The sequence below is a fragment of the Streptomyces sp. NPDC021749 genome (assembly GCF_040640655.1).
Taxonomy (GTDB): domain Bacteria; phylum Actinomycetota; class Actinomycetes; order Streptomycetales; family Streptomycetaceae; genus Streptomyces.
In genome coordinates this window covers 35,363-56,437 of the sequence record NZ_JBFACE010000002.1, presented here as the reverse complement: position 1 = coordinate 56,437, position 21,075 = coordinate 35,363, and the positions used below count along the sequence as shown (strand labels likewise).

Genomic DNA, 21,075 nt, shown 5'->3' with positions numbered 1-21,075 from the left:
CATGGCCCACGGCCGTAGTCCCCGTACCCCATCCGGTGGACCACCGCTCTTGACCTTGACACTGTGGAAAGCACTCCACTGGAAGGCGTCATGTTCAGCATCGGAGATTTCGCCCAGTACGGACGCGTGTCGGCGCGCATGCTGCGCCATTACGACGCGATCGGGCTGCTGTGCCCGGCCCGTACCGACCCCGTCACCGGCTACCGCCACTACGAAGCGGCCCAGCTCGCCCGGCTCAACCGGATCATCGCGCTCAAGGACCTCGGATTCAGCCTCCAGCAGGTGGGGGCGATCCTGGCCGAGGAGGTGAGCGTGCCGGAACTGCGCGGCATGCTGCGGCTGCGCCGGGCGGAGCTGGAAGCGACGCTGACGGCGGCCGGTGAACGGCTGGCACAGGTCGAGGCGAGGCTCCGCACCATCGAGAGTGAGGGACACATGTCTGCCGACGATGTGGTGGTCAAGCCGACCGGGACGGTGCTGCTCGCGGAACTGAGCGGGATCGCCGCCAGTTACGGGCCCGAGGACATCGGCCCGGTGATCCAGCCGCTCTACGCGGAGCTGTGCGCCCGCCTGGAGGCGGCCGGTGTCACCCCGGCGGGACCAGGACTGGCGTATTACGAGGCCGTGCCGGGGGACTACGGGGACGGACCGGGGAGCGCGGCGGCCACGGCGGTGGCGGCGGCCGCCGCGGCCAACGAGCCGGGCCCCGGCGCCGTCGTCGTGCACGCCGGGCTGACGGTCACCGCGGAGGCGCTGGCCAGGGCGGGGGCCCGGTGCGGCGGGGCGGACGCCCCGGCCACCGGCACCCCCACGGCGACCGGCCTCGGCTTCGACGTGGTCGCGCTGCCCGGGCTGGAATGCGCCGCCACGGTGGTGCACCGCGGGCCGATGAGCCGCATCCTGCCCACCGCGCAGAACCTGGCCCACTGGATCGACGCGAACGGCTACCGCTCCGCCGGGTACGCCCGTGAGCTCTACCTGGAGTGCCCGCCGGACCAGGAGAAATGGGTCACGGAGATTCAGGAACCGGTGGTGCGGGCCGCCCCAGACACGCCGTGACGGTCTCCGCGAACGCCACCGCCGCCGGGCTCAGGGCGTCCCACTGACGCACCGCCCACCCCGTGTCGAGCGGCGGCAGCGCGGGGATAGGGACCAGTCGCAGGGAGGGATGGGCGGTGGCGCCAAGGCCCGGGGGCCGGGGGACGACCGCGGGGCCGACGCCGAGTTCGGCCAGCAGCAGGGCGGTGTCCCAGTCGGCGACACTGGTGGTGCTCGGCGGCGGCACGGCGCCGGAGCCTCCCCCGTAAGGCGGCTCCTGATCGCTGAGGGGCCCGCCGAGTCGATGACTGGGGTGCCCGTCGAGCCGATGGCCGGGGTGCCCGTCGAGCCGATGGCCGGGGTGCCCGTCGAGCCGATGGCTGACATGTCCGTCGAGTCGATGGTTGAGGTGTCCGTCGAGCCGCATCCGGGAGGTGGAGTTCTCCGGCAGCCGTATGTGTCGGATGCCGGCCAACTCCTCCGGCTCGATCCGCTCCCGGGCGGCGAGCGGATCATCGCTGCGTACGGCGAGCACCCACGGCAGTCCGATCACCGGATGCTGCTCGATGCCGCGCACCGCCGGACCGATGGTGATCCAGGCCAGTTCGGAGCCGCCGTCCGCCACCGCCTCGAAGCAGCGGCGGCTCGAACTCTCCGTCCGGAACTCCAGGTTGACGTGCGGATGGCGGCCGCGGAAGGCGACCACGGCCTCGGACATGAAGTGCCGTACGGTCGTCGCGCCGGTGGTGACCCGTACGGTGCCGCCGTCGCCCGCCCGCAGATCGGCGAGTTGTCGTAGCGCCAGATCGAGCCCGCTCAGGCCGTCCGCCGCGGCGCGCTGGAGGATCCGGCCCGCCTGGGTGGGGGCGACCCCGCGCGGCCGGCGTTCCAGGAGCGCGATGCCCGCCTCGCGTTCGAGGCGCTTGATCCGCTGGCTCACGGCCGACTGGGTGCAGCCCAGATCACGGGCGACGGCGCTGAGATTGCCCGCTTCGCAGACCGCCACGAAGGCGCGCAGATCATCGAGGGTCACCCGGGTACGGTACGCCGCGCCACCGCACCGCCCCACCCGCCGGATGAGGCGGACGATTCACCTCGCGGTGAACGACGACCGCAGCCGGCGGCCGTTGACGATCAGTGCGACGCCGAGCAGGGCGATGCCGCAGACCCCCTGCTCGATCTTCAGCCACATCGGGAAGGCACCGGGGACCGCGACGATCACCGCGATGGCCCCCAGCATGACGCCGGAGAGGATCCGCACGCGGCGGTACGCCGGGCGGGAGCCCCGGGCCGCGCGGAGAGCGGAGACGAACAGCAGCACCGCGCTGGCGACGACGATGACGGTGCGCACCCAGACGGCGTCGTTCACCATCGCGGCCGTCATCGCGCAGGGCGACGACGGCCGCGAGGGTGAGGACGCTGAGGCCGAGATAGCCGCCGACGAGCCACTTCGTGCGGCGGAGCGCCGCGAGGGCGCGCGGGGCGAGCGGCGGCGTGCCCACGGAGGGATCGGAAGCGGGAACGCAAGCGGGATCGGTAGCGGGAACGCAAGCGGGATCGGTAGCGGGAACGCAAGCGAGGTCGGAAGCGGGAACGGAAGTGGAGTCGGCGGCGGGGGAGGAGGAGGTCTCGGGGCGTACATTCCGGGCGCCCATGCGGGGGTCCTTTCGTTCCGTCGGCGGGCCGGTTCCGCGGGCCGGTTCCACGGGTCGGTTCACGGGCCGGTTCCGCGGGCCGGATTCCAGGATCCGGTGCGGCGAGCGCCGATTCCTCGGCCGCGTGGACGAGACGAGGCACCGCCGCTCTCCGGGGCCTGTCCGGGCCGCCCCGTAGTGGACCGGGCACGGGAACCCGGAAATCTCCCCCGTTCCGCCCCTACCGATCCGCCGGTACGGGCACGGTGGCCTCCCCCGCACGAGCCGCGCCCCCCCGCCCCGCCCCCGCCCTCACCCTCGGCCCGCGTCCTCGCCCCTGCCACCGGGCCCGCCACCCGGCCCGCCACCGGGCCCGCCACCGGGCCCGCCACCGTTCGCCTCGTCGCCCGCGCGCCGCTGCCGTACGACCGCCAGCACCAGCAGGCCGGCCGCCACCGCCACCAGTCCGGAGATCAGCATGATGTCCCGCAGCCCGGTCACATAGGCGGAGTTGACGGCCTGACGGGAGACGACGACCGGGCGCGCGGCCGATCCGCGTACGCCGTGCAGCGCGTCGGCGAATACGGTGCCGAGGACCGCGATGCCCAGGGCGTAGCCGAGCTGCCGGAAGGTGTTGACCGCGCCGCTCGCCATGCCCGCGCGCGAGGGCGGAGCCGCGCCCAGCGCCGCCGAGACCAGCACCGGCATCGCCATCCCGATGCCCACCCCGCTCACCGCGAGGCCGGGCACCAGCGTCGCCCAGCCGGAGCCGGCACCGAGCAGCACCCAGTGCAGCAGTGCGCCCGTACCGGTCAGCAACAGGCCGACACCGACCGGGAGTTGCGGCGCCAGCCGCTGCAGGTGCCGTCCGCCCAGCGCGCCCACCAGCAACGACATCACCGCCATCGGCATCACCGCGAGACCTGCCTGCACCGGGCTCAGCCCGAGGACCTTCTGCACCCACAGCCCCACGAACGTCAGGTACGGGAACGCCGCCGCCTGCAGCAGAAGCGCCGCCGCCAGCAGCGCCACGAACGACGGCCGGCGCATCAGGCCCAGGTCGAGCAGCGGCCGGGCCACCCGCCGTTCGATCACCAGGAACGCCACCAGTGCCAGGGCCGCGACCGCCAGCGAGCCCAGCGTCCCGGCCTCCGACCAGCCGCGTTCACCGCCGCGGATCAGCCCGTACGTCAGTGCGCCCGCACACACGGTGAAGGACAGCGCGCCCGGCCAGTCGATCCGGCCGACGCGGGCCACCCGTCCCAAGTCCGTTCGCAAAGACGGGAGTTCGCCGTACGACTCGGGGATCCGGCGCAGCGTGAGCAGCACGGCGACCGCGGTCAGCGGCAGATTGACCAGGAAGATCGCCCGCCAGTCGACGTACTCGGTGAGCAGCCCGCCCAGTACGGGACCGATCGCCGCCGCGGCCCCGCTGGTGCCACCCCAGACGCCGAACGCCACACCGCGGTCCCGGCCCTGGTACGTGGCCATCAACAGCGGCGTGTTGGTGGCGAACATCGCCGCCGCACCCACCCCTTGGACGGCCCGAGCCGCGATCAGCACGCCCGGCCCCGGCGCCAGCCCGCAGGCCAGCGAGGCGAGCGCGAACACCGCCAGCCCCGCCACGTACAGCCGGCGCCGCCCGAAGAGGTCGGCCGCCGACCCGGCGACCATCAGCAGTGCGGCCAGCGCCAGCGCGTAGATGTCCATCACCCACTGGAGCGAGGTGAAGGAGGCACCCAGGCCGTCGGCTATCCGGGGCAGCGCGGTGTTCACGATCGTCACGTCGACCAGCAGCAGGAAGTTGCCCAGCGTGATGGCGACCAGCGGCCACCACTTGCCGCCCCGGCCGGCCCCCGGCGTGCCCTCCGGCGACTCCGCACCGCCGACAAGCCCCTCGGGAACGCCGCGCATGCCCGGCTGTCCCGTGTCGGATGCGTGGGGCGCGCCGTGCCCGTCCGGTTGTCCTCCGCCGGGGCTGCCGGGGCTGCCGGGTCTGTCGGGTGTCTGGGGTGCACCGTGGATGAACGGTTGTCCGCCGCCGGACCCGTGCGATGGGCTGTGCATGACTGCCTGTCCTCTTTCCTTCGTCGCTTCGACCGCGACCCCACGGTCGGTTCCGTACCGGTGGGGTTTCCAGCCACCGGGCTCCCGGCGGCGCAATCCGACACGCGCTAGCCTCGAACGGTGAAAACCGACGGGGAGCCCGGCGCGGGTGGTGGCGGTTTCGACGCCCTCGACCGCAGGCTGGCCCATGCACTGCAGCTCGACGGTCGCGCGCCGTTCAGCCGGATCGCGGAGGTGCTCGGGGTGTCCGACCAGACCGTCGCCCGGCGCTACGGGCGGCACCGCTCCAGTGGTGCGCTCAAGGTGCTGGGACTGTCCGACGCGCGGGCGTTGGGCGAGGTCGAGTGGATGGTCCGGGTGCAGTGCGCGCCGGAGGCAGCGGTCACCGTCGCCGAGGCACTGGCCCGCCGCCCGGACACCTCGTGGGTCAGCCTGATGTCCGGCGGTACCGAGATCACCGCGGTCTGCCGGGCGGCGAGCAGCGACCACAGCGACGCCCTGCTGCTGGAGAAGCTGCCGCGCACGCCGAGCGTGGTCGGCGTCACCGCTCACTGCCTGCTGCACGAGTTCTGCGGCGGACCGCAGGGCCTCATCAGCAAGTCCGGTGCGCTGACCGAGGAGGAAGCCGCCCGGCTCGCCCCACCGCCCCCGGACGTCGATCCGGGGGCCGGTCCGGGGGCCGACGTCCAGGGGCGGCGGGCCGGTCCGGGGGCCGATCCGGTGGTGCTCGGCGACGCCGACCGCCGGCTCTTCACCGCCCTCGCCCGGGACGGCCGGGCACCGCTGGCCGAACTCGCCGCCGTCACCGGCTGGTCCCCCACCACCGTCCGCCGCCGGCTCGCCGAACTCCGCGCGACCGGGGCGCTGTATTACGACGTCGATTACGACCTGCGGAAGTTCGGGTACGGCGTGATGGTCGCCCTCTGGCTGTCCGTCGCGCCCGCCGAACTCGACGCGGCCGGGACGGCGTTGGCGGAACACCCGGAGGTCGCCTTCGCCGGCGCCACCACCGGCCCGAACAACCTGTTCGCGTCGGTGCTCTGCCGGGACGTCCGGGCGCTCTACACGTACCTGACGACCCGGGTCGCGGCGCTGCCCGGCGTACGGACGATGGAGAGCGCGCCCCGCATCCGGCAGATCAAGGGTCCGGGCCCGCTGGTCGCCGGCTCGCCGGCCGCCCGCCCGTCCGGGTGGACGGGGCGCCGCCGATGAGGACGCTGATGAGGATCCTGCTGGAGCCCCCGCGCGATCCCTGGGCGCGGCCCGCGGGCACCCCCGTGATCTGGGTGAAGAACTGGGTCCGGTCGTCCCCCGGCACCCACATCTGGCTGCTGATCATCGGCGTCACCAGCCTCGTGATCGCCTCCGCCTCGGAGGGGCTGGGCCAGTTCCTCATCCACCGCACCAGCAGCAACATCCACGAACTCAACGAGCATCCGCTGCCCTCGCTGCTGATCAGCGGCTTCTGGATCGAGAACCCCGGTTCGTTCCTGCTGTACGTCGTGATGTTCGAGCTGGTGCATGCCAACGTCGAGCGCTGGACGGGCAGTTGGCGCTGGCTGCTGATCGTCGGCGGGGCGCACGTCGCCGCGACCCTGGCCAGTCAGGAACTCGTCCTGCTGGCCATCGAGGGCCACCAGCTGCCGCGCTCGATGACGCACGTCGTCGACATCGGCGTCTCGTACGGTCTGGCGGCCGCCGCCGGAGCGCTGACGTACCGCCTGCGCTCCCCCTGGCGCTACGGCTATCTCGCCGGGGTCCTGGTCTTCTTCGCCATCCCCCTGACAACCGGCGCCACCTTCACCGACTTCGGCCACGCCATCGCCCTGACCATGGGCTTCGCGGCCTGGCCCCTCACGCCGGCGGCGGAGGTGACGGGTGAGGACGGGGACGAGGAAGCCGAGGCGAGAGGGGCGGGCGGCGCGGGGGCCGAGGCGAGAGGGGCAGGCGGCGCGGGGGCGCTGTGCGAGGAGGCCGACGTGAGCGAGGCAGGCAGCGCGGCGGCGCTGTGCGAGGAAGCCCACCCGGGCGAAGCCGAGGGCGGGCCTGGCACGGGGGGCGCGCCGGGCGCAGGGGGAGCAGGGGGAGCAGGGGAAGACGAGGGCGCGGGCGGGCGTTAGGGGTTCAGGGGGCCTTCGGAACCCCTACGGGTGGGTCGAACAGATCCCGTAGGGGACGCGAGCGCCCCCTCGGGGCCCTCAACAAGGCGGCGGGGAACGGTATTCCGTAGCTGTTGCCCACCAGCCACCAACCACCAGCCGCCGGTCACCAGCCAACAGCCGCCAACCACCGGCCACCAATAACCAACCACCGGCAACCAGGCCACCGGCCACCAATAACCAACCACCGGCAACCAGGCCACCAACCCCCGCCGCAGCCAACCGCCCCCTCACACCCCGTACAGCCGCCCCCTCACACCCCGTACAACCGCTCCAGTACCACCGCGATGCCGTCCTCCTCGTGGGAAGCGGTCACCTCGTCGGCGACCGCCTTCAGTTCGGGGTGGGCGTTGGCCATGGCCACGCCGTGGGCGGCCCAGGCGAACATCGGGACGTCGTTGGGCATGTCGCCGAAGGCCAGCGTCTCCTTGGCGGTGAGGCCCAGGCGGCGGGCGGCCAGGGACAGCCCGGTGGCCTTGGTCAGGCCCAGTGGCAGCAGTTCGACGACGCCGGGGCCGGCCATCATGATGCCGACCAGGTCACCGGCGACCTGGCGGGCGGCCGCCGCCAGCGCGTCGTCGTCCAGCGTCGGGTGCTGGAGGTAGACCTTGTTGATCGGTGCCGCCCAGAGCTCGCCGGGGTCGTCGAGCATGACGTTCGGCAGCGGGCCCTCCTGGACGCGGTAGCCGGGGCCGACCAGCACCTCGCCCTCCAGGCCGTCCCGGCTCGCCGCCAGATACAGCGGGCCGACCTCGGCCTCGATCTTGGACAGCGCGAGACCGGCCAGCTGGCGGTCCAGCGTCACCGAGGTCAGCAGCCGGTGCTCACCGGCGTGGTAGACCTGCCCGCCCTGGCCGCACACCGCGAGCCCGTTGTAGTCCAGGGCGTCGAGGATGTGCCGGGTCCAGGGCACCGCACGGCCGGTGACGACGATGTGCGCCGCGCCCGCCGCGGTGGCCGCGGCGAGCGCCTGGCGGGTGCGCTCCGAGACGGTTTCGTCCGGGCGCAGCAGCGTCCCGTCGAGGTCCGTCGCGATGAGCTTGTACGGCAGCGGCGGGGTGCCCGTCGGAGCTGATCGGCTCACTTGGCGCTGGACTCCCGGCCCGCCGTGACAGGCTCCAGCACGCTGCGGCCGCCGAGGTAGGGGCGCAGCACCTCGGGGACGCGCACCGAGCCGTCCGCCTGCTGGTGGTTCTCGAAGATCGCCACGATGGTGCGCGGGACGGCGCAGAGCGTGCCGTTGAGCGTGGCCAGCGGGCGGACCTTCTGCTTGCCGTCGGCGTTCTCGCGCATGCGGACGGAGAGCCGGCGGGCCTGGAATTCGTCGCAGTTGGAGGCCGAGGTCAGCTCGCGGTACTTGCCCTGGGTCGGGATCCACGCCTCGCAGTCGTACTTGCGGGAGGCCGAGGCGCCCAGGTCACCGGTGGCGACGTCGATCACCTGGAACGGCAGCTCCAGGCTGTTCAGCCACTGCTTCTCCCACTCCAGCAGGCGCTGGTGCTCGGCCTGCGCGTCCTCCGGCGCGACGTAGGAGAACATCTCCACCTTGTCGAACTGGTGGACCCGGAAGATGCCGCGGGTGTCCTTGCCGTACGTGCCGGCCTCGCGGCGGAAGCACGGCGAGAAGCCGGCGTAGCGCAGCGGCAGCTGGCCGGCGTCGAGGATCTCGTCCATGTGGTACGCGGCGAGCGGGACCTCGGAGGTGCCGACGAGGTAGTAGTCGTCCTTTTCGAGGTGGTAGACGTTCTCGGCGGCCTGGCCGAGGAAGCCGGTGCCTTCCATGGCGTGCGGGCGGACCAGCGCCGGGGTCAGCATCGGGACGAAACCGGCCTCGGTGGCCTGTGCGATGGCGGCGTTGACCAGCGCGAGCTCCAGCAGCGCGCCGATGCCCGTCAGGTAGTAGAAGCGCGAGCCGGAGACCTTGGCGGCCCGCTCGACGTCGATGGCGCCGAGAGCCTGGCCGATCTCCAGGTGGTCCTTGGGCTCGAAGCCCTCGGCGGCGAAGTCGCGGATCGTGCCGTGCGTCTCCAGGACGGTGAAGTCCTCCTCGCCGCCCACGGGGACGTCGGGGTGGACGAGGTTGCCGAGCTTGAGCAGCAGCTGCTGGGTCTCTTCCTTGGCCTCGTCCTGCGCGGCGTCGGCGGCCTTGACGGCGGCGGACAGCTCGCCGGCCTTCTTCAGCAGCGCGGCCTTCTCGTCGCCGGTGGCCTTGGGGATGAGCTTGCCGAGCGTCTTCTGCTCGGCGCGCAGCTCGTCGAAGCGGACGCTGGACGACCTGCGCCGCTCGTCGGCGGAGAGCAGAGCGTCGACGAGCGCGACGTCCTCTCCACGGGCGCGCTGGGACGCGCGCACACGGTCGGGGTCCTCACGGAGCAGGCGAAGGTCAATCACACCACCAGGCTACCGGGGTCGCGCCCCGCGCTTCGACGCGATATTCCCCGACATTGCAATGTGTCCGATTTGTGGGGTTTATTCCGTTGGTGGGGTACGGGGAATCCGGCGGGGAATTCCCGCTCATTCCCGCCCCTTGTGCGGGTGTCGTGATCTTCTGGAGAGTGGCGGTGGAGTCATCCGGTGTGCGGCTGCTCGCGGCGCTCGCGAGAGGTGATCCACTGGAGGGGGGCGGGGAGTTGGGGTGGCCTTCCCGGTCCCTCGCGGCGGGGTTGTCCACAGGGGGGAGGGGTTCCCGGATATTTATCCACAGGCTGTGCGTGGAATCTGTGGAAGTCGGTAGCGATCATTCCGCTTCCGAAATGCTCGACTATGGATTCTCTGTCCAAACCCCGTTCACGCACTCTTTCGTGTGGGATTGCCTCGCTCTAAAGGATGGACTGCAGGAATTATGCTGACGGCGTCCGAGGTGGGGCGCTGTGGACGGATGTGGGGTCAGTAGGGCGATTTGTCGACTGTGTCCGACTGTCATGTCGACTTACCCACAGGTCGAGAACCGGGCCTGTGGATAACTTTGTGGACAACCCACAGGCCCCTCAAAGCCGCAGGTCGTGGCGCCCGAAGCCGCAGGTCGTGGCGATCAGAGCCGCAGGTCGTGGCGCCCGAAGCCGCAGGTCGTGGCGATCAGAGCCGCAGGTCGTGGCGACCGTCCGGGCCCCGCCCGCCGTCCCGGGCCCCGCCCACCGTCCGGTCCCACCCGTCGGGAGCTCAGCCCCGCCCGTCCAGGCAGCGCGCGAGCCAGTCCGCAGCCTCGGTGAACGCCGAGTCGGTCATCTGCCGCCGCACGCTCGGCGTCGTCTCGTCCGCCCGCGGATACGAGCCGAGGAACCGCACCTCCCGGCAGATCCGCTTGAGGCCCATCAGGACCTCGCTGACCCTGCGGTCGGTGATGTGCCCCTCGCAGTCCACCGAGAAGCAGTAGCGCCCGATCCCCTCGCCGGTCGGCCGGGACTCGATGCGCATCATGCTGACCCCGCGCACCGCGTACTCCTGGAGCAGCTCCAGCAGCGCACCGGGGTGGTCCTCGGCCAGCCACAGCACCACCGACGTCTTGTCCGCGCCGGTGGGCGCCGCCGGCCGGGCCGGGCGGCCCACCAGCACGAAACGGGTGGCCGCGTTCTGCGCGTCGTGGATGTCGGTGACCAGCGGCGTCAGGCCGTACGTCGCGGCCGCGAACTCACCGGCGAACGCACCGTCGTAGCGGCCCTCCTGCACCAGCCGCGCCCCGTCCGCGTTCGAGGCAGCCGACTCCCATACCGCCTCCGGGAGTTGGGCCGCCAGCCACTTGCGGACCTGCGGCTGGGCGACCGGATGCCCGGTCACCGTCTTGACCTCGTCGAGCGTCGTACCGGGGCGCACCAGCAGCGCGAAGGCGATCGGCAGCAGCACCTCGCGGTAGATCATCAGCGGCTCGCCGGAGGCCAGCTCGTCCAGGGTCGTGGTCACCCCGCCCTCGACGGAGTTCTCGATCGGCACCAGGGCGGCCGCCGCCTCGCCCGCCCGCACCGCGTCCAGCGCGGCCGGCACCGACACCATCGGCACCAGCTCACGCGTCGCCGCCTCGGGCAGACTGCGCAGCGCGGCCTCGGTGAACGTGCCCGCGGGGCCGAGATACGTATAGCGGCTGGCCGACATCCTTGAGGACTCCCTCGCGTGACTGCGGGGGCACCCCGCCGATCTTCTCCCTGTCCTGCCACGATACCGAGCCGTTACGGCCCCCGGACCGGGCTTCCGAAGGCCGGACAGCCCGGCACGCCATGCGCCGGGACGTGCCGGACCACCTCATCAGGTATCTCAGGTATCTCAGGTATCTCAGGTACCTCAGCCCTCCAGTAGCGGCTGCCCCACGTACCCGCCCGGCTCCGCGGCCGGCGGTACCGCGTACAGGCCGCTCGCCTCGTGCCGCAGGAACGGCGAGAGCGCGTCCCCGCGGTCCAGCTTCCGCTGGACCTGGGTGAAGGCCCGCAGCGGATCGGCCTGCCAGCAGACGAACAGCAGCCCGGCGTCCGGCGCACCGTCGTCGCGGAAGCCGTCGTGGTACGAGAACGGGCGGCGCAGCATCGCCGCGCCCTGGTTGGACTCCGGCGCCGCGACCCGGGCGTGCGCGTTGGCCGGGATGACCGGCAGCCCGTCCGGGCCGGTGGCGTCGAGCTTCATGGGGGTGGTCTCGGAACCGCCGGTCAGCGGCGCCCCGTTGTCCTTGCGGCGCCCGATGACCCGCTCCTGCTCGTGCCGGGAGCGCTTCTCCCAGTCGTCCAGCAGCATCCGGATGCGGCGGAACACGGCGTACGAACCGCCGCGCATCCACTGCTGCGCGGCGTCCCGCCCGACGAAGATCCGCTCGTCGAAGTCCGGGTCGTTCGGCTTGGGGTTGTTGGTGCCGTCGACCTGTCCCATCAGGTTGCGGGCGGTCATCGGGTGCGCCGTGGCGCCCGGGGTGCGGTTGAAGCCGTTCATCTGCCAGCGCAGCCGGGCGGTGCCGGCCGCGTCCTTCTGCAGCGCCCGCAGGGCGTGGAAGGCGACCAGCGCGTCATCGGCGCCGATCTGTATCCACAGGTCGCCGTTGCTGCGCTTCGGATCCAGTGCGTCGGCGGAGAAGTCCGGCAGCGGATCGAGCTGCACGGGGCGGTGCTTCGTCAGGCCCGTGCGGTCGAAGAAGCTGTGACCGAGGCCGAACGTGACGGTCAGCGAGGACGGGCCGGCGTCCAGTGCGACGCCGGTGTCGGCGTCCGGGGTGCGGCCGGCCATCAGCTGCTCGGCCGTCCGCGACCAGCGGCGCAGCAGCCCGGCGGCGGCCTTGCGGTCACTGCCCGGCGCCAGGTCGAAGGCGACGAGATGCCCGCTGGCCTGCAGCGGGGTGGTGATCCCGGCCTGCTGCTTCGCGCGGTGGTCCCGGAACGGCACCTCGGTCGAGCCGACGGAGCTCAGGGCGGCGGCGGGCGCGCCGTCCGGTGCGGCGGCCGTCCCGAGGGCGCCACCGGCGCCGCCGACGACCAGCCCGGCGGCGCCCGCCGCGCCGACGGTGCCGAGCAGCCGGCGGCGGGAGAGCGTCAGGGCGGTCCGCGGGCCGGCCGGCTCGGGCGCCGGGGCCTGCGGGTCGGGGGCCTGGGGTTCGGGGGCCTGCGCGGTTCGCTTGCTCATCAGCCGATCTTCACGTTCCTGAACTCGGTCACCTGGTCGATGTCGGAGGTCCGTACGAGCAGCGCGAGCTGCCACCGTCCGGGGGCCGGCAGCAGGACACCGCTGGCGCGCCAGTGTCCCTTGCCGGTGTGCCGGGGCACCACCGTCAGCGGACCGAGCTTCTTGGCCTTGAGGGTGAACTCGATCTTCACCTCGGGTACATCCTCGGCCCGGCCCTTCGGGTCGGAGATCCGCAGCCGCAGCTCGTTGGCGTTGCCGCTGCGGCCGGGGTCGAGGTCGATGCGGGCGGTGCCCTTGCCGCCCGGGCCGCCGGTGTCGAACGGGACGGTGAGGACCTGCGGCCGGTTGACCGCGGCCGACTGCCCGCCGGACGCCGCCTTGACCGCCTCCTCGGTACGGGCCGGCTCGGTGGCGGTGAGCACCGTCGTCACCACCAGCAGGACCACGGCGACCGACGCCTCGGCCAGCACGGACCGGCGCAGCCCCAGCCGCTGGGGGTCGGCGTCGCGCAGCCGCTTGGTGCGGGCGGTGCGCAATGCGGCCTGCTGGCGCGCGAGTTGGGCGGCGCGGGCGGAATCGGCCGGTGCTGCCGTGGATGCCGCCGTCGGTTGCGCCGCTGGTGCTGTCGTGGACGCCGCCGTCGGTTCCGCTGCCGGTTCCCCCGCCGGCACGGTCACGGCCTTCTCGGAGAGCTTGCCGGCCTCCTCGCCGGTCTCCTCCTCGCCGGTCTCCTCCTCGTCCGGAGCCGCGTCCGCCGCTGCCGGCCCCGGCGCCCGCACCTCCGTCAGCCGCGCCGTCCAGCGCCGCGAGAACCAGGCGATGCCGACGAGCACCGCCACCAGGCCCACCTTGAGCAGCAGCAGCCGCCCGTAGGTGGTGCCGGTCAGCGCGCTCCAGGTGCCGACCTGCCGCCAGGACTGGTAGAGGCCGGTGGCCACCAGCACCAGGACGGAGCCGAACGCGAGCCGGGAGAAGCGGCGGACGGCGGTCCGTTCGACCGGCGGCCCCCAGTACAGGGACACCACCAGCGCCGCGAGCCCGCCGAGCCAGGTGGCGACGGCGAGCAGGTGCAGGACGTCGACCGGCATCGCGATCGCGGGCTGGAGCCCGGTCGAGGCGTGTTCGGCCATCGCCCAGGTCGCCGCGAGGCCGGTGGCGACGATCACCCCGCCGAAGCCCAGCCCGAACGTCAGGTCCTTGCGCCGCCGGGCGGCCTCACCGGCGTCCCCGGAGGCGTCCCCGGCCCTCCGGGCCGCCCCGCCCCCGCCGGCCCGGACCGCGTCGTCAGCGTTCCCCGTGTTCCCCGTGTCCCCCGTGTTCTCCGCGTTCCCCGCCTTCTCCGAGTCTTCAGCCCTCTCAGCCTTGTCAGCCCTGTCAGCCCCCTCAGTCGCGTCCGTCCGCTCAGCCCCGTCAGCCGTGTCCGTCCCGTCAGCCGCATCCGTCCCGTCCGTCCCGTCCGCCCCCTGCGCCCGCGCGTACGCCCCGAAGAGCACCGCCACGAACAGCGCCGCCGCGGCGAGCAGCAGCAGTCGGGAGACCAGCGCCGCGCCCGGCTTGGTGATCAGTACCTGCTGCAGTCCGCCGAGGTCGAAGACGTCGGCGAGCTCACCGGAGCCGGTGTACGGGGCGCGCAGCAGCAGCATCGCCAGGGTGGTGCCGGTCAGCAGCGCCCATCCCTGGACGACCAGGCGCTGGACGGACCGCACCCGGGCGGCGGCCGGCCGGCAGGCCACCACGAAGGCGGCGCCGCCGGCCAGCAGGACGAAGCCCGCGTACGCCAGCGCGCGGGCGATGCCGTAGAGCACCCCGACCACGCCGCCGCCGGCCTCCTGCTGGGGCACCGGGGCGGTGCTCTTCGAGGGCGCCCCGATCGAGAAGGTGAAGGCGCCGGAGACCGGGTGGCTGTCGGCGGAGACCGCCTGCCAGGCGACGGTGTACGTGCCGTCGCGCAGGCCCGGTGGCAGCCCCGTGCCGTATTTGACGGTGCTGCTGCTGCACAGGTTGCGCAGTTTGCCGCGGTCCACCCGTTTGCCCTGCGGGTCCAGGACCCGGATGGAGTCGTCGCCCATCGCGACGCCCTCGGAGAAGGTGAGTGCCACCTGCTCGGGCGCCTGGTCCACCACCGAGCCCTGCGCGGGGGTGCTGCCGGTCAGCGCGGCGTGCGCCGAGGCCGGGGCGGCACCGCCGAGCAGCGTGCCCGCCAGCGCCACCGCGACGACGAGCAGGCGCAGCGCGGCGGACCGTCGCGGCCGGAGGCCGGTGGTGACCATGGATCGCTCCCTCAACTGCCGTGTGTGCGTGTGCTGTGGCCTACCGGGCCGCCCGCTAGCTCTTCTTCGGCTGGTAGTTGGCGGCCCTGACCGGGACGGCCACCTTGACGGGCTCGGCGTGGGCGAACTGCAGCGTGACGCCGATCGAGTCGCCCTTGGCCGGCTTGTACTTGAGGCCCATGAACATCATGTGGCTGCCGCCGCGTTCGAACCGGACTTCACCGCCCGCCGGTATCGGCAGCGAGTCGACCTGCTCCATCTTGTTGCCGACCGTCTTGTGTATCGAGACGTCCTTGGCCAGGTCGGTGGTGACCGAGACGATCTTGTCGGCGGCGCCGTTGTTCTTGATCGTGAAGAACGCGCCGGCCATGTCCTGGGTGACCGGCTGCGGCATGTAGGCGCCTTCGACCTCGAAGTGCGGGGCGGCCTCCCCGGTGTCGCAGCCTGCCAGGGCGAGTCCGGCGGTCAGGGCGAGGGCGGCGGCGAGGGGGGTACGGCGGTTCACGGGTTCTGTCCCTTGACGATCTTCGGAAGTGCGGTGGTGTAGTTGTCGGAGGTCGCCTCCTGCATGCCCAGCCAGTGGATCTTGTCGTCCTTGGGGGAGCTCAGCAGGACCTGCGCGCCGTGGGTGGAGACCACATCGCCGTTCTTCTTCTTGACCGGCTTCTCGATCCCGATGTTCACGCTGCGGGCGCCCGCCTGGATGGTGTCGAACTTCCCGGTCAGGCCGACGAAGTCCTTGTTGATGCCGCCGAGCCACTTCTTGAGGGCGGCCGGGGTGTCGCGCTCCGGGTCGGAGGTGACGAAGACGACCCGCAGGTCCTTCTGCTCGGCCGCCGGCAGCTGCTTCACGGCGACCGCGATGTTGGCCATGGTCAGCGGGCAGACGTCCGGGCAGTGGGTGTAGCCGAAGTAGATCAGCGTGGGGTGGCCCTTGGTCTTCTCCAGCAGGTCGTACTTGGCGCCCTGGGAGTCGGTCAGGACCAGGTCCGGCTTCTCCATCGGGGTGTCGAGCGTGACGAGGGGCTTGGCGGCCGTGCCCCCGGAGACCTCGGCGGCCGGCTTGTCGCGGTCGCCGTCGCTTCCCGGGCCGCAGGCGGTCAGGCCGAGCGCGGTGACCGCCGCGACGGCGGAGGCGAGCAGGGCCCTTCTAGGCATTGCGCTACGCATTGCAGATGTATCCCGTTTGTGTGGTGTGGTCCGGCGCCCCGCTCACGGGGAACGGGGCGCCGGGGCCGGCGGGGCGCTGGGGCGCCGCCGGCCCGTACTGGCGATCAGGCGTTGCGCCGTCGGCCGGCGAACACGCCGAAGCCGACGCCGATGATGCCGACGACGATGCCGGCCGCGCCCAGGAGGCGGGCCGTGGTGTCGCTGGTGTCGGCGGCCGCGGCGGTCTTCTCCTCGCCGCCCTTGGCGCCGCCCTTGGCGTCGGCACCCGCGCCGTGTGCGTCGTCCTCGGCCGCGGTGAGCTTGAGCACCGGCGCCGGGTTCTCCGGCTCCGGGCCGCCTTCCTTCGCCGGCTCGATCCAGCGCACGACCTGCTTGTTGTCGTACGTCTGGAGGGCCTTGAAGACGAGCTGGTCGGCGTCCTTGGGCAGCTGGCCGACGGAGAGCGGGAACTGCTGGAACTGGCCGGGCTCGACGCCCTTGCCCTCAGCGGTCCAGGTGACCTTCGAGGGCGCCTCGGTGATCTTCTCGCCCTCCATCTCGATCGGCTTGGCGAGCTTGGTCTTGGTGACCGACACCTTCCAGCCGGGCACCGGCTGCGGCATGACGGACGCCAGCGGGTGGTCGGTCGGCAGGGTCACTTCGAGCTTCACCGTCGAGGCGTTGTCCTGCTCGTTGGGGACCTTGAAGTTGACGGTGGCGAAGCCGCCCTTGGGAGCCTCACCGGGCTGCACGCTGACGTGCGCGAAGGCCGGCCCGGCGAGCAGCAGCACACTGCCGGCCGCGATCCCGCCCACGAGGGGCAGCCGGGTCTTCACGAAACCGAAAATTCCGGACAATTTTACATTTCCGGAAATCGCGGAAGTCTCGGACATCGTGGGCTCGCTGGGCATGGTCGACGCGTTCGGCATGGAAAGCACTCCACTAAAAGGAGAGAGGTACGGGTGACGGTGATCGGTGGCACACACGGCGACGCCGCGCGAGCCCGTACCCCTCCCCCGTGCCTCCAGGACACGGGAGGTTCTCCCACGTGGGAACGTGCGTCGCGTGACGTCAGGCCGCGAGGGCCAGGGGGGTCACGGCAGGCGGCCCTCGCCGGATCACACTGTGGTGGAGTGCGGCGCCCTGCGGGCCGGGTTTGTCATCCCCGTACGAAACGAGGGTGCGCAGCAGGGCCTCGTGCGCCGCGCCGAGGCCCGCGAGCAGGGCGCGGACGAGCGTGAGGGCCCCGCGCACCGCGCCGAGCAGGGCGCGGAAGGCCAGTTGGTACGCCGTCGGGGCCGACAGCCGCACCAGCCGCCACAGCGCCGCCTCGCCCCGCCGCAGCAGCCAGCCGACCGCGAGCGCGGCCAGCAGGTGCCCCAGCAGCATGGGCAGCGACGGCAGCAGACCGTGCGTCATTCCCGGGTCGGCGGCGCCACCGGCCGTGGCCGGCCCGCCGGGCACGCCCAGACCGGCGGCGGAGGCCATGTCGTAGCCGCCCCCGTCGAGGAGCCGCCGCGCCCGCGCACCGTCCATCCGGCCCGTATCGAGCCCGCACATCAGGTGCCGGGCCAGATCCACGGCTGTCGCGTCGGACAGCGCGCCGGCCCCGGAACCCCCGGAGCCGGGCGCCATGCCGGCCAGCGGCATCCGCTGCTGCGCCATCCGCTGGGCCGGCGTCAGAGCGCACACCTGCCCCCAGGCGAACAGCGAGTGCAGTGCCAGCTGGCCCACGGCGAGCCCCGCGGCGATGCCCGGCAGCGACCGCTCCCGGCCGGCCAGCGGCGCCGCGACCGCGAACACCACGGCGGCGGCGACGCCCAGCGTCCACAGCGGAACGGCGGCACAGGAAGCGATCATGTGCCCGGCCGCGGACAGCGCGACACAGACCGCGGTGAAGACCGCGGCCCTCAGCAGCCGCAGGTCCGCGGCCGCGCGCGCTGGGGAGGCGGGCGGGGCAATCATGGCCGCGCCATCATCCCACTGCCCCCGTCAGCGGCCTACGGCAGGGCCGGGGCGAGAGGACGCCTTCGGGGGCGTCCAGGGCGTCCGGCGGGGCGCGCGGAGGCGCGGGCGCGGCGCTGCGTCTACACCGATGCGCTCACTCTTCGCATCCGCCGAATGAGCGGTATCACGTCCCGGACATGCTTACGGACCTTGGGGCACGGCAATACGTATCGATATGTCGAGCCGCGGCCAGGAGGCTGGAGCGATGAGCATCTGGTGGTCACTCCATTTGCGGCGCGAGGCTGCGAGCGTGCCCCTCGCCCGCCGACTGCTGCTGGGCACGATGGAAACGGCCGGCGTCGACCCGGACATCTGTTACGACCTGTCGGTCGCGCTGTCCGAGGCCTGCGCCAACGCCGTCGAGCACGGCGGCGACGGAGCCACCGAGGACTACCGCGTGACGGTCTTCATCGACGGCGACACCTGCCGCATCGAAGTCACCGACTCGGGCCCCGGCTTCCGCGGCGCACCCTCCGCCCCGCCCCATAGCCCGGCGGACCCGCCCCCGCCGGCCACCGTCCCCGCCCCCGCCCAGGCCCCCGCATACGCGGAGGACGGCCGGGGGCTCTTTCTGATCGAGGCCCTCACCGACCACGTCCGCTACCGCAACCGCACCGGCCGCCCGGGCGCGGTGGTCAGCTTCGACAAGATCCTGAAGTGGCGGGAGGGTGCGGCGCTGCCGATGGCGTCGTGAGGCGTCACCGGGAGTGCTGAGCGGGAGTCAGGCGCGGGCGGGCGGCGCGGAGTGTAAGGGCGGAAGTGCCTCGTGGAGCCGCGGGCTGGCCGGAATGTGCCTGCCGGAGAGGGATTGGCGGCGCGGTCTCGCGGTGGGAGGACCTCCCCCGCGGCGTCCCCTGTCCCTGCGAGACCGGCGCGCACCAAATCTAACGCGAAGATGCTCGCGTTAGTCTTTCCCGGACAATACTTGGCGTGATCCCGCACTGCAATACGGAGCCGGCGTGACGACAGCGCACCAGGCCCGGGAAGCCCCGGGCGAGACCCGACCCGGCGGGCGCACGGCGCGCACCCGCGAGGCCGTACTCGCCGCGGCGTTCGAGGAGTTGGGCGCCGACGGGCTCGCCGGGCTCACCATGGAGAAGGTCGCCCAGCGCTCGGGGATCCACGTCGCGACGCTCTACCGGCGCTGGCGCAGCATCGAGGGTCTGGTCTGCGACGTGCTGACCGAGCTGAGCGCGGACGTGCCGCTGCCGGACACCGGCACCCTCCCCGGCGACCTGCACGCGCTGGCCCGCTCGATAAGCGCGTTCTACGGCGAGCCGCGGAGGCGGCGGCTCATCGAGGCGGTGGTCTCCGCGGCGGCCCGCGATCCGCAGGCGGCCACCGCGCTGCGGTCGTTCTTCGGCGAACGGCTGGCGCTGGCCGGCCGGATGGTGGAGCGGTCCGTGGCGCGCGGCGAACTGCCCGCGGACACCGATCCCGAGCAGGTGATGTCGGCGCTCGGCGCGCCCTTCTACTACCGGATCCTGATCGCCCGCCGCCCGGTCGACCAGGCACTGGCGGAATCGGCGGCGACCGCCGTGTGGGCCGCGGCCCGCGCGGGCGCGTACGCGCGGAAGGGCGACGGGCCGGTGGACGACGCCACCGGCCCGTGAAGCAGGGCTACTTCTTCAGCCCGGCCATCCAGCTCTCGACCTCGTCGGACCGGCGCGGCAGCGCGGCCGAGAGGTTCCGGTTGCCGTCCTCCGTGACGAGGATGTCGTCCTCGATACGGACGCCGATGCCGCGGTACTCCTCAGGGACCGTCAGATCGTCCGCCTGGAAGTACAGACCGGGTTCGACGGTGAGCACCATGCCGGGCTCCAGCGTGCCGTTGACGTACGTCTCGGTGCGGGCCGCGGCGCAGTCGTGGACGTCCAGGCCGAGCATGTGGCCGGTGCCGTGCAGGGTCCAGCGGCGCTGCAGGCCGAGCTCCAGCACCCGCTCCACCGGGCCCTCGACCAGGCCCCACTCGACCAGCTTCTCGGCGAGCACCCGCTGGGCCGCGTCGTGGAAGTCGCGGTAGGCGGCGCCCGGCTTGACCGCCGCGATGCCCGCCTCCTGGGCCTCGTAGACCGCGTCGTAGATCTTGCGCTGGAGGTCGGTGAAGCGGCCGTTGATCGGCAGGGTGCGGGTGACGTCCGCGGTGTAGAGCGTGTCGGTCTCCACGCCGGCGTCCAGCAGGAGCAGGTCGCCGGAGCGGACCGGGCCGTCGTTGCGGACCCAGTGCAGGGTAGTGGCGTGCGGTCCGGCGGCGCAGATCGAGCCGTAGCCGACATCGTTGCCCTCGACGCGGGCGCGCAGGAAGAACGTTCCCTCGATGTAGCGCTCGGACGTCGCCTCGGCCTTGTCCAGGACCTTCACGACGTCCTCGAAGCCGCGGACGGTGGAGTCGACGGCCTTCTGCAGCTGGCCGATCTCGAACTCGTCCTTGATCACCCGGGCCTCGGAGAGACAGACCCGCAGCTCCTCGTCGCGCTCGGCGGTGACCTTGTCGGTCAGCGCGGCCTCGATGCCGGCGTCGTGCCCGCGGACGACGCGGACCGGGCCGGTGGCCTCCTTGAGCGCTTCGGCCAGCTCCCGCACGTCCTTGCAGGGGACGCCGAGCAGCGCCTCGGACTCGCTGAGGCTGTGCCGGCGGCCCACCCACAGCTCGCCCATGCCGTTGAGCCAGAACTCGCCGTTCTCGCGGTCGGAGCGGGGCAGGCGGTAGACCGTCGCCTCGTGGCCGTCCTTCGTGGGCTCCAGGACCAGCACGCTGTCGTCGGTCTGGTCGCCGGTGAGGTAGACGTACTCGGTGGAGGCGCGGAAGGAGTACTCGGTGTCGTTGGAGCGGGTCTTCAGGTTGCCCGCCGGGATCACCAGGCGCTCACCGGGGAACCGCGCGGACAGCGCGGCGCGGCGGCGGGCGGCGTTCGGGGCCTGCTCGATCGGCTGCAGGTCGCGCAGCTCGGTGTCGGCCCAGCCGCTCTTCATGTTCTCCGCGAGCTCATCCGAGACGCCCGGGTAAAGGCCGTTCTTGCGCTGCTTGATCGGCTGCTCGTCCTCGTCCGGGGTCTCCGGCGTGAGCTCGTCGGTCACAATGCCTCCTTTTAAGGGTGAACCGCATTCCATCGTATGTGCCGACGGATGACGGTCCAGGGGGCAGCAGAGGTGACCTCT

The 21,075-nt window shown here is 72.6% G+C and carries 17 protein-coding genes and 1 pseudogene; 5 read left to right on the top strand and 13 right to left on the bottom strand.

Annotated features, from left to right (window positions below):
• Positions 1-90: 90 nt before the first annotated feature.
• Positions 91-1,059, top strand: a complete 969-nt coding sequence (locus tag AB0G35_RS02085; RefSeq protein ID WP_360942232.1) for a MerR family transcriptional regulator — start codon at positions 91-93, stop codon at positions 1,057-1,059.
• On the opposite strand, the gene AB0G35_RS02080 is transcribed toward AB0G35_RS02085, so the two are convergent.
• From AB0G35_RS02080 to AB0G35_RS02070, 3 genes are all read right to left on the bottom strand, one after another.
• Positions 1,010-2,071 carry a LysR family transcriptional regulator gene (locus AB0G35_RS02080; RefSeq protein WP_360942229.1) on the bottom strand — a complete coding sequence of 354 codons (1,062 nt, stop codon included), beginning with the start codon at positions 2,069-2,071 and terminating at the stop codon, positions 1,010-1,012. The genes AB0G35_RS02085 and AB0G35_RS02080 overlap by 50 nt on opposite strands.
• A 57-nt stretch (positions 2,072-2,128) precedes the next feature.
• Positions 2,129-2,410, bottom strand: coding sequence for a hypothetical protein (locus tag AB0G35_RS02075; protein WP_360942226.1), 282 nt, complete (start codon positions 2,408-2,410; stop codon positions 2,129-2,131).
• Between the two features lie 574 nt (positions 2,411-2,984).
• On the bottom strand, positions 2,985-4,586 hold the full coding sequence (locus AB0G35_RS02070) for an MFS transporter (RefSeq protein ID WP_360942223.1): 1,602 nt from the start codon (positions 4,584-4,586) through the stop codon (positions 2,985-2,987).
• A 273-nt stretch (positions 4,587-4,859) separates the two neighbouring features.
• Between AB0G35_RS02070 and AB0G35_RS02065 the strand changes: the two genes are divergently transcribed.
• Positions 4,860-5,951, top strand: a complete 1,092-nt coding sequence (locus tag AB0G35_RS02065) for an Lrp/AsnC family transcriptional regulator (protein WP_360942220.1) — start codon at positions 4,860-4,862, stop codon at positions 5,949-5,951.
• Between the two features lie 8 nt (positions 5,952-5,959).
• Positions 5,960-6,607: pseudogene (locus tag AB0G35_RS02060) on the top strand (rhomboid-like protein); the annotation flags it as partial.
• Positions 6,608-7,151: 544 nt separating this feature from the next.
• Here the strand turns inward: AB0G35_RS02060 and AB0G35_RS02055 are convergent.
• From AB0G35_RS02055 to AB0G35_RS02015, 9 genes are all read right to left on the bottom strand, one after another.
• Positions 7,152-7,982: an HAD family hydrolase gene (locus AB0G35_RS02055; protein WP_360942217.1), complete on the bottom strand. Its 831-nt coding sequence runs from the start codon at positions 7,980-7,982 to the stop codon at positions 7,152-7,154.
• Positions 7,979-9,289, bottom strand: coding sequence for a serine--tRNA ligase (gene serS, locus AB0G35_RS02050; RefSeq protein ID WP_360942214.1), 1,311 nt, complete (start codon positions 9,287-9,289; stop codon positions 7,979-7,981). Before serS ends, AB0G35_RS02055 begins: the two co-directional genes overlap by 4 nt.
• 768 nt (positions 9,290-10,057) lie before the next feature.
• Positions 10,058-10,984: a prephenate dehydratase gene (pheA, locus tag AB0G35_RS02045; protein WP_360942211.1), complete on the bottom strand. Its 927-nt coding sequence runs from the start codon at positions 10,982-10,984 to the stop codon at positions 10,058-10,060.
• A 186-nt stretch (positions 10,985-11,170) separates the two neighbouring features.
• Positions 11,171-12,490 carry an iron uptake transporter deferrochelatase/peroxidase subunit gene (gene efeB, locus AB0G35_RS02040; protein ID WP_360942208.1) on the bottom strand — a complete coding sequence of 440 codons (1,320 nt, stop codon included), beginning with the start codon at positions 12,488-12,490 and terminating at the stop codon, positions 11,171-11,173.
• Positions 12,490-14,760 (bottom strand): copper resistance protein CopC, encoded by a 2,271-nt coding sequence (locus tag AB0G35_RS02035; RefSeq protein ID WP_360942205.1) that lies wholly within the window; start codon positions 14,758-14,760, stop codon positions 12,490-12,492. The genes efeB and AB0G35_RS02035 overlap by 1 nt, the downstream gene beginning before the upstream one ends.
• Positions 14,761-14,815: 55 nt before the next feature.
• Positions 14,816-15,265 (bottom strand): copper chaperone PCu(A)C, encoded by a 450-nt coding sequence (locus tag AB0G35_RS02030; RefSeq protein ID WP_360942202.1) that lies wholly within the window; start codon positions 15,263-15,265, stop codon positions 14,816-14,818.
• Complete coding sequence (locus AB0G35_RS02025; protein WP_360942199.1) at positions 15,262-15,918, bottom strand: SCO family protein; 657 nt, start codon at positions 15,916-15,918, stop codon at positions 15,262-15,264. Before AB0G35_RS02025 ends, AB0G35_RS02030 begins: the two co-directional genes overlap by 4 nt.
• 116 nt (positions 15,919-16,034) lie before the next feature.
• Positions 16,035-16,838 (bottom strand): YcnI family protein, encoded by an 804-nt coding sequence (locus AB0G35_RS02020; RefSeq protein WP_360942196.1) that lies wholly within the window; start codon positions 16,836-16,838, stop codon positions 16,035-16,037.
• Between the two features lie 142 nt (positions 16,839-16,980).
• Positions 16,981-17,874 (bottom strand): hypothetical protein, encoded by an 894-nt coding sequence (locus AB0G35_RS02015; RefSeq protein ID WP_360942193.1) that lies wholly within the window; start codon positions 17,872-17,874, stop codon positions 16,981-16,983.
• Positions 17,875-18,121: 247 nt separating this feature from the next.
• On the opposite strand from AB0G35_RS02015, the gene AB0G35_RS02010 reads away from it, so the two are divergent.
• On the top strand, positions 18,122-18,610 hold the full coding sequence (locus AB0G35_RS02010) for an ATP-binding protein (protein ID WP_360942190.1): 489 nt from the start codon (positions 18,122-18,124) through the stop codon (positions 18,608-18,610).
• 265 nt (positions 18,611-18,875) lie between these two features.
• Positions 18,876-19,529: a TetR/AcrR family transcriptional regulator gene (locus AB0G35_RS02005; RefSeq protein ID WP_360942187.1), complete on the top strand. Its 654-nt coding sequence runs from the start codon at positions 18,876-18,878 to the stop codon at positions 19,527-19,529.
• 7 nt (positions 19,530-19,536) lie between these two features.
• Here AB0G35_RS02005 and AB0G35_RS02000 read toward each other — a convergent pair whose 3' ends face one another.
• The gene (locus AB0G35_RS02000) at positions 19,537-20,994 is read right to left on the bottom strand and encodes an aminopeptidase P family protein (protein ID WP_360942184.1); all 1,458 of its coding nucleotides are present in this window, start codon (positions 20,992-20,994) and stop codon (positions 19,537-19,539) included.
• Between the last annotated feature and the right edge of the window lie 81 nt (positions 20,995-21,075).

Excerpts from the sequence above, each read along its gene's own strand:
- AB0G35_RS02010 (WP_360942190.1), top strand. The coding sequence starts at position 18,122 with ATGAGCATCTGGTGGTCACTCCATTTGCGGCGCGAGGCTGCGAGCGTG.
- pheA (WP_360942211.1), bottom strand. The coding sequence starts at position 10,984 with ATGTCGGCCAGCCGCTATACGTATCTCGGCCCCGCGGGCACGTTCACC.
- AB0G35_RS02085 (WP_360942232.1), top strand. The coding sequence starts at position 91 with ATGTTCAGCATCGGAGATTTCGCCCAGTACGGACGCGTGTCGGCGCGC.
- AB0G35_RS02035 (WP_360942205.1), bottom strand. The coding sequence starts at position 14,760 with ATGGTCACCACCGGCCTCCGGCCGCGACGGTCCGCCGCGCTGCGCCTG.
- efeB (WP_360942208.1), bottom strand. The coding sequence starts at position 12,490 with ATGAGCAAGCGAACCGCGCAGGCCCCCGAACCCCAGGCCCCCGACCCG.
- AB0G35_RS02020 (WP_360942196.1), bottom strand. The coding sequence starts at position 16,838 with ATGCCGAACGCGTCGACCATGCCCAGCGAGCCCACGATGTCCGAGACT.
- AB0G35_RS02015 (WP_360942193.1), bottom strand. The coding sequence starts at position 17,874 with ATGATTGCCCCGCCCGCCTCCCCAGCGCGCGCGGCCGCGGACCTGCGG.
- AB0G35_RS02070 (WP_360942223.1), bottom strand. The coding sequence starts at position 4,586 with ATGCGCGGCGTTCCCGAGGGGCTTGTCGGCGGTGCGGAGTCGCCGGAG.
- AB0G35_RS02075 (WP_360942226.1), bottom strand. The coding sequence starts at position 2,410 with ATGGTGAACGACGCCGTCTGGGTGCGCACCGTCATCGTCGTCGCCAGC.
- AB0G35_RS02025 (WP_360942199.1), bottom strand. The coding sequence starts at position 15,918 with ATGCCTAGAAGGGCCCTGCTCGCCTCCGCCGTCGCGGCGGTCACCGCG.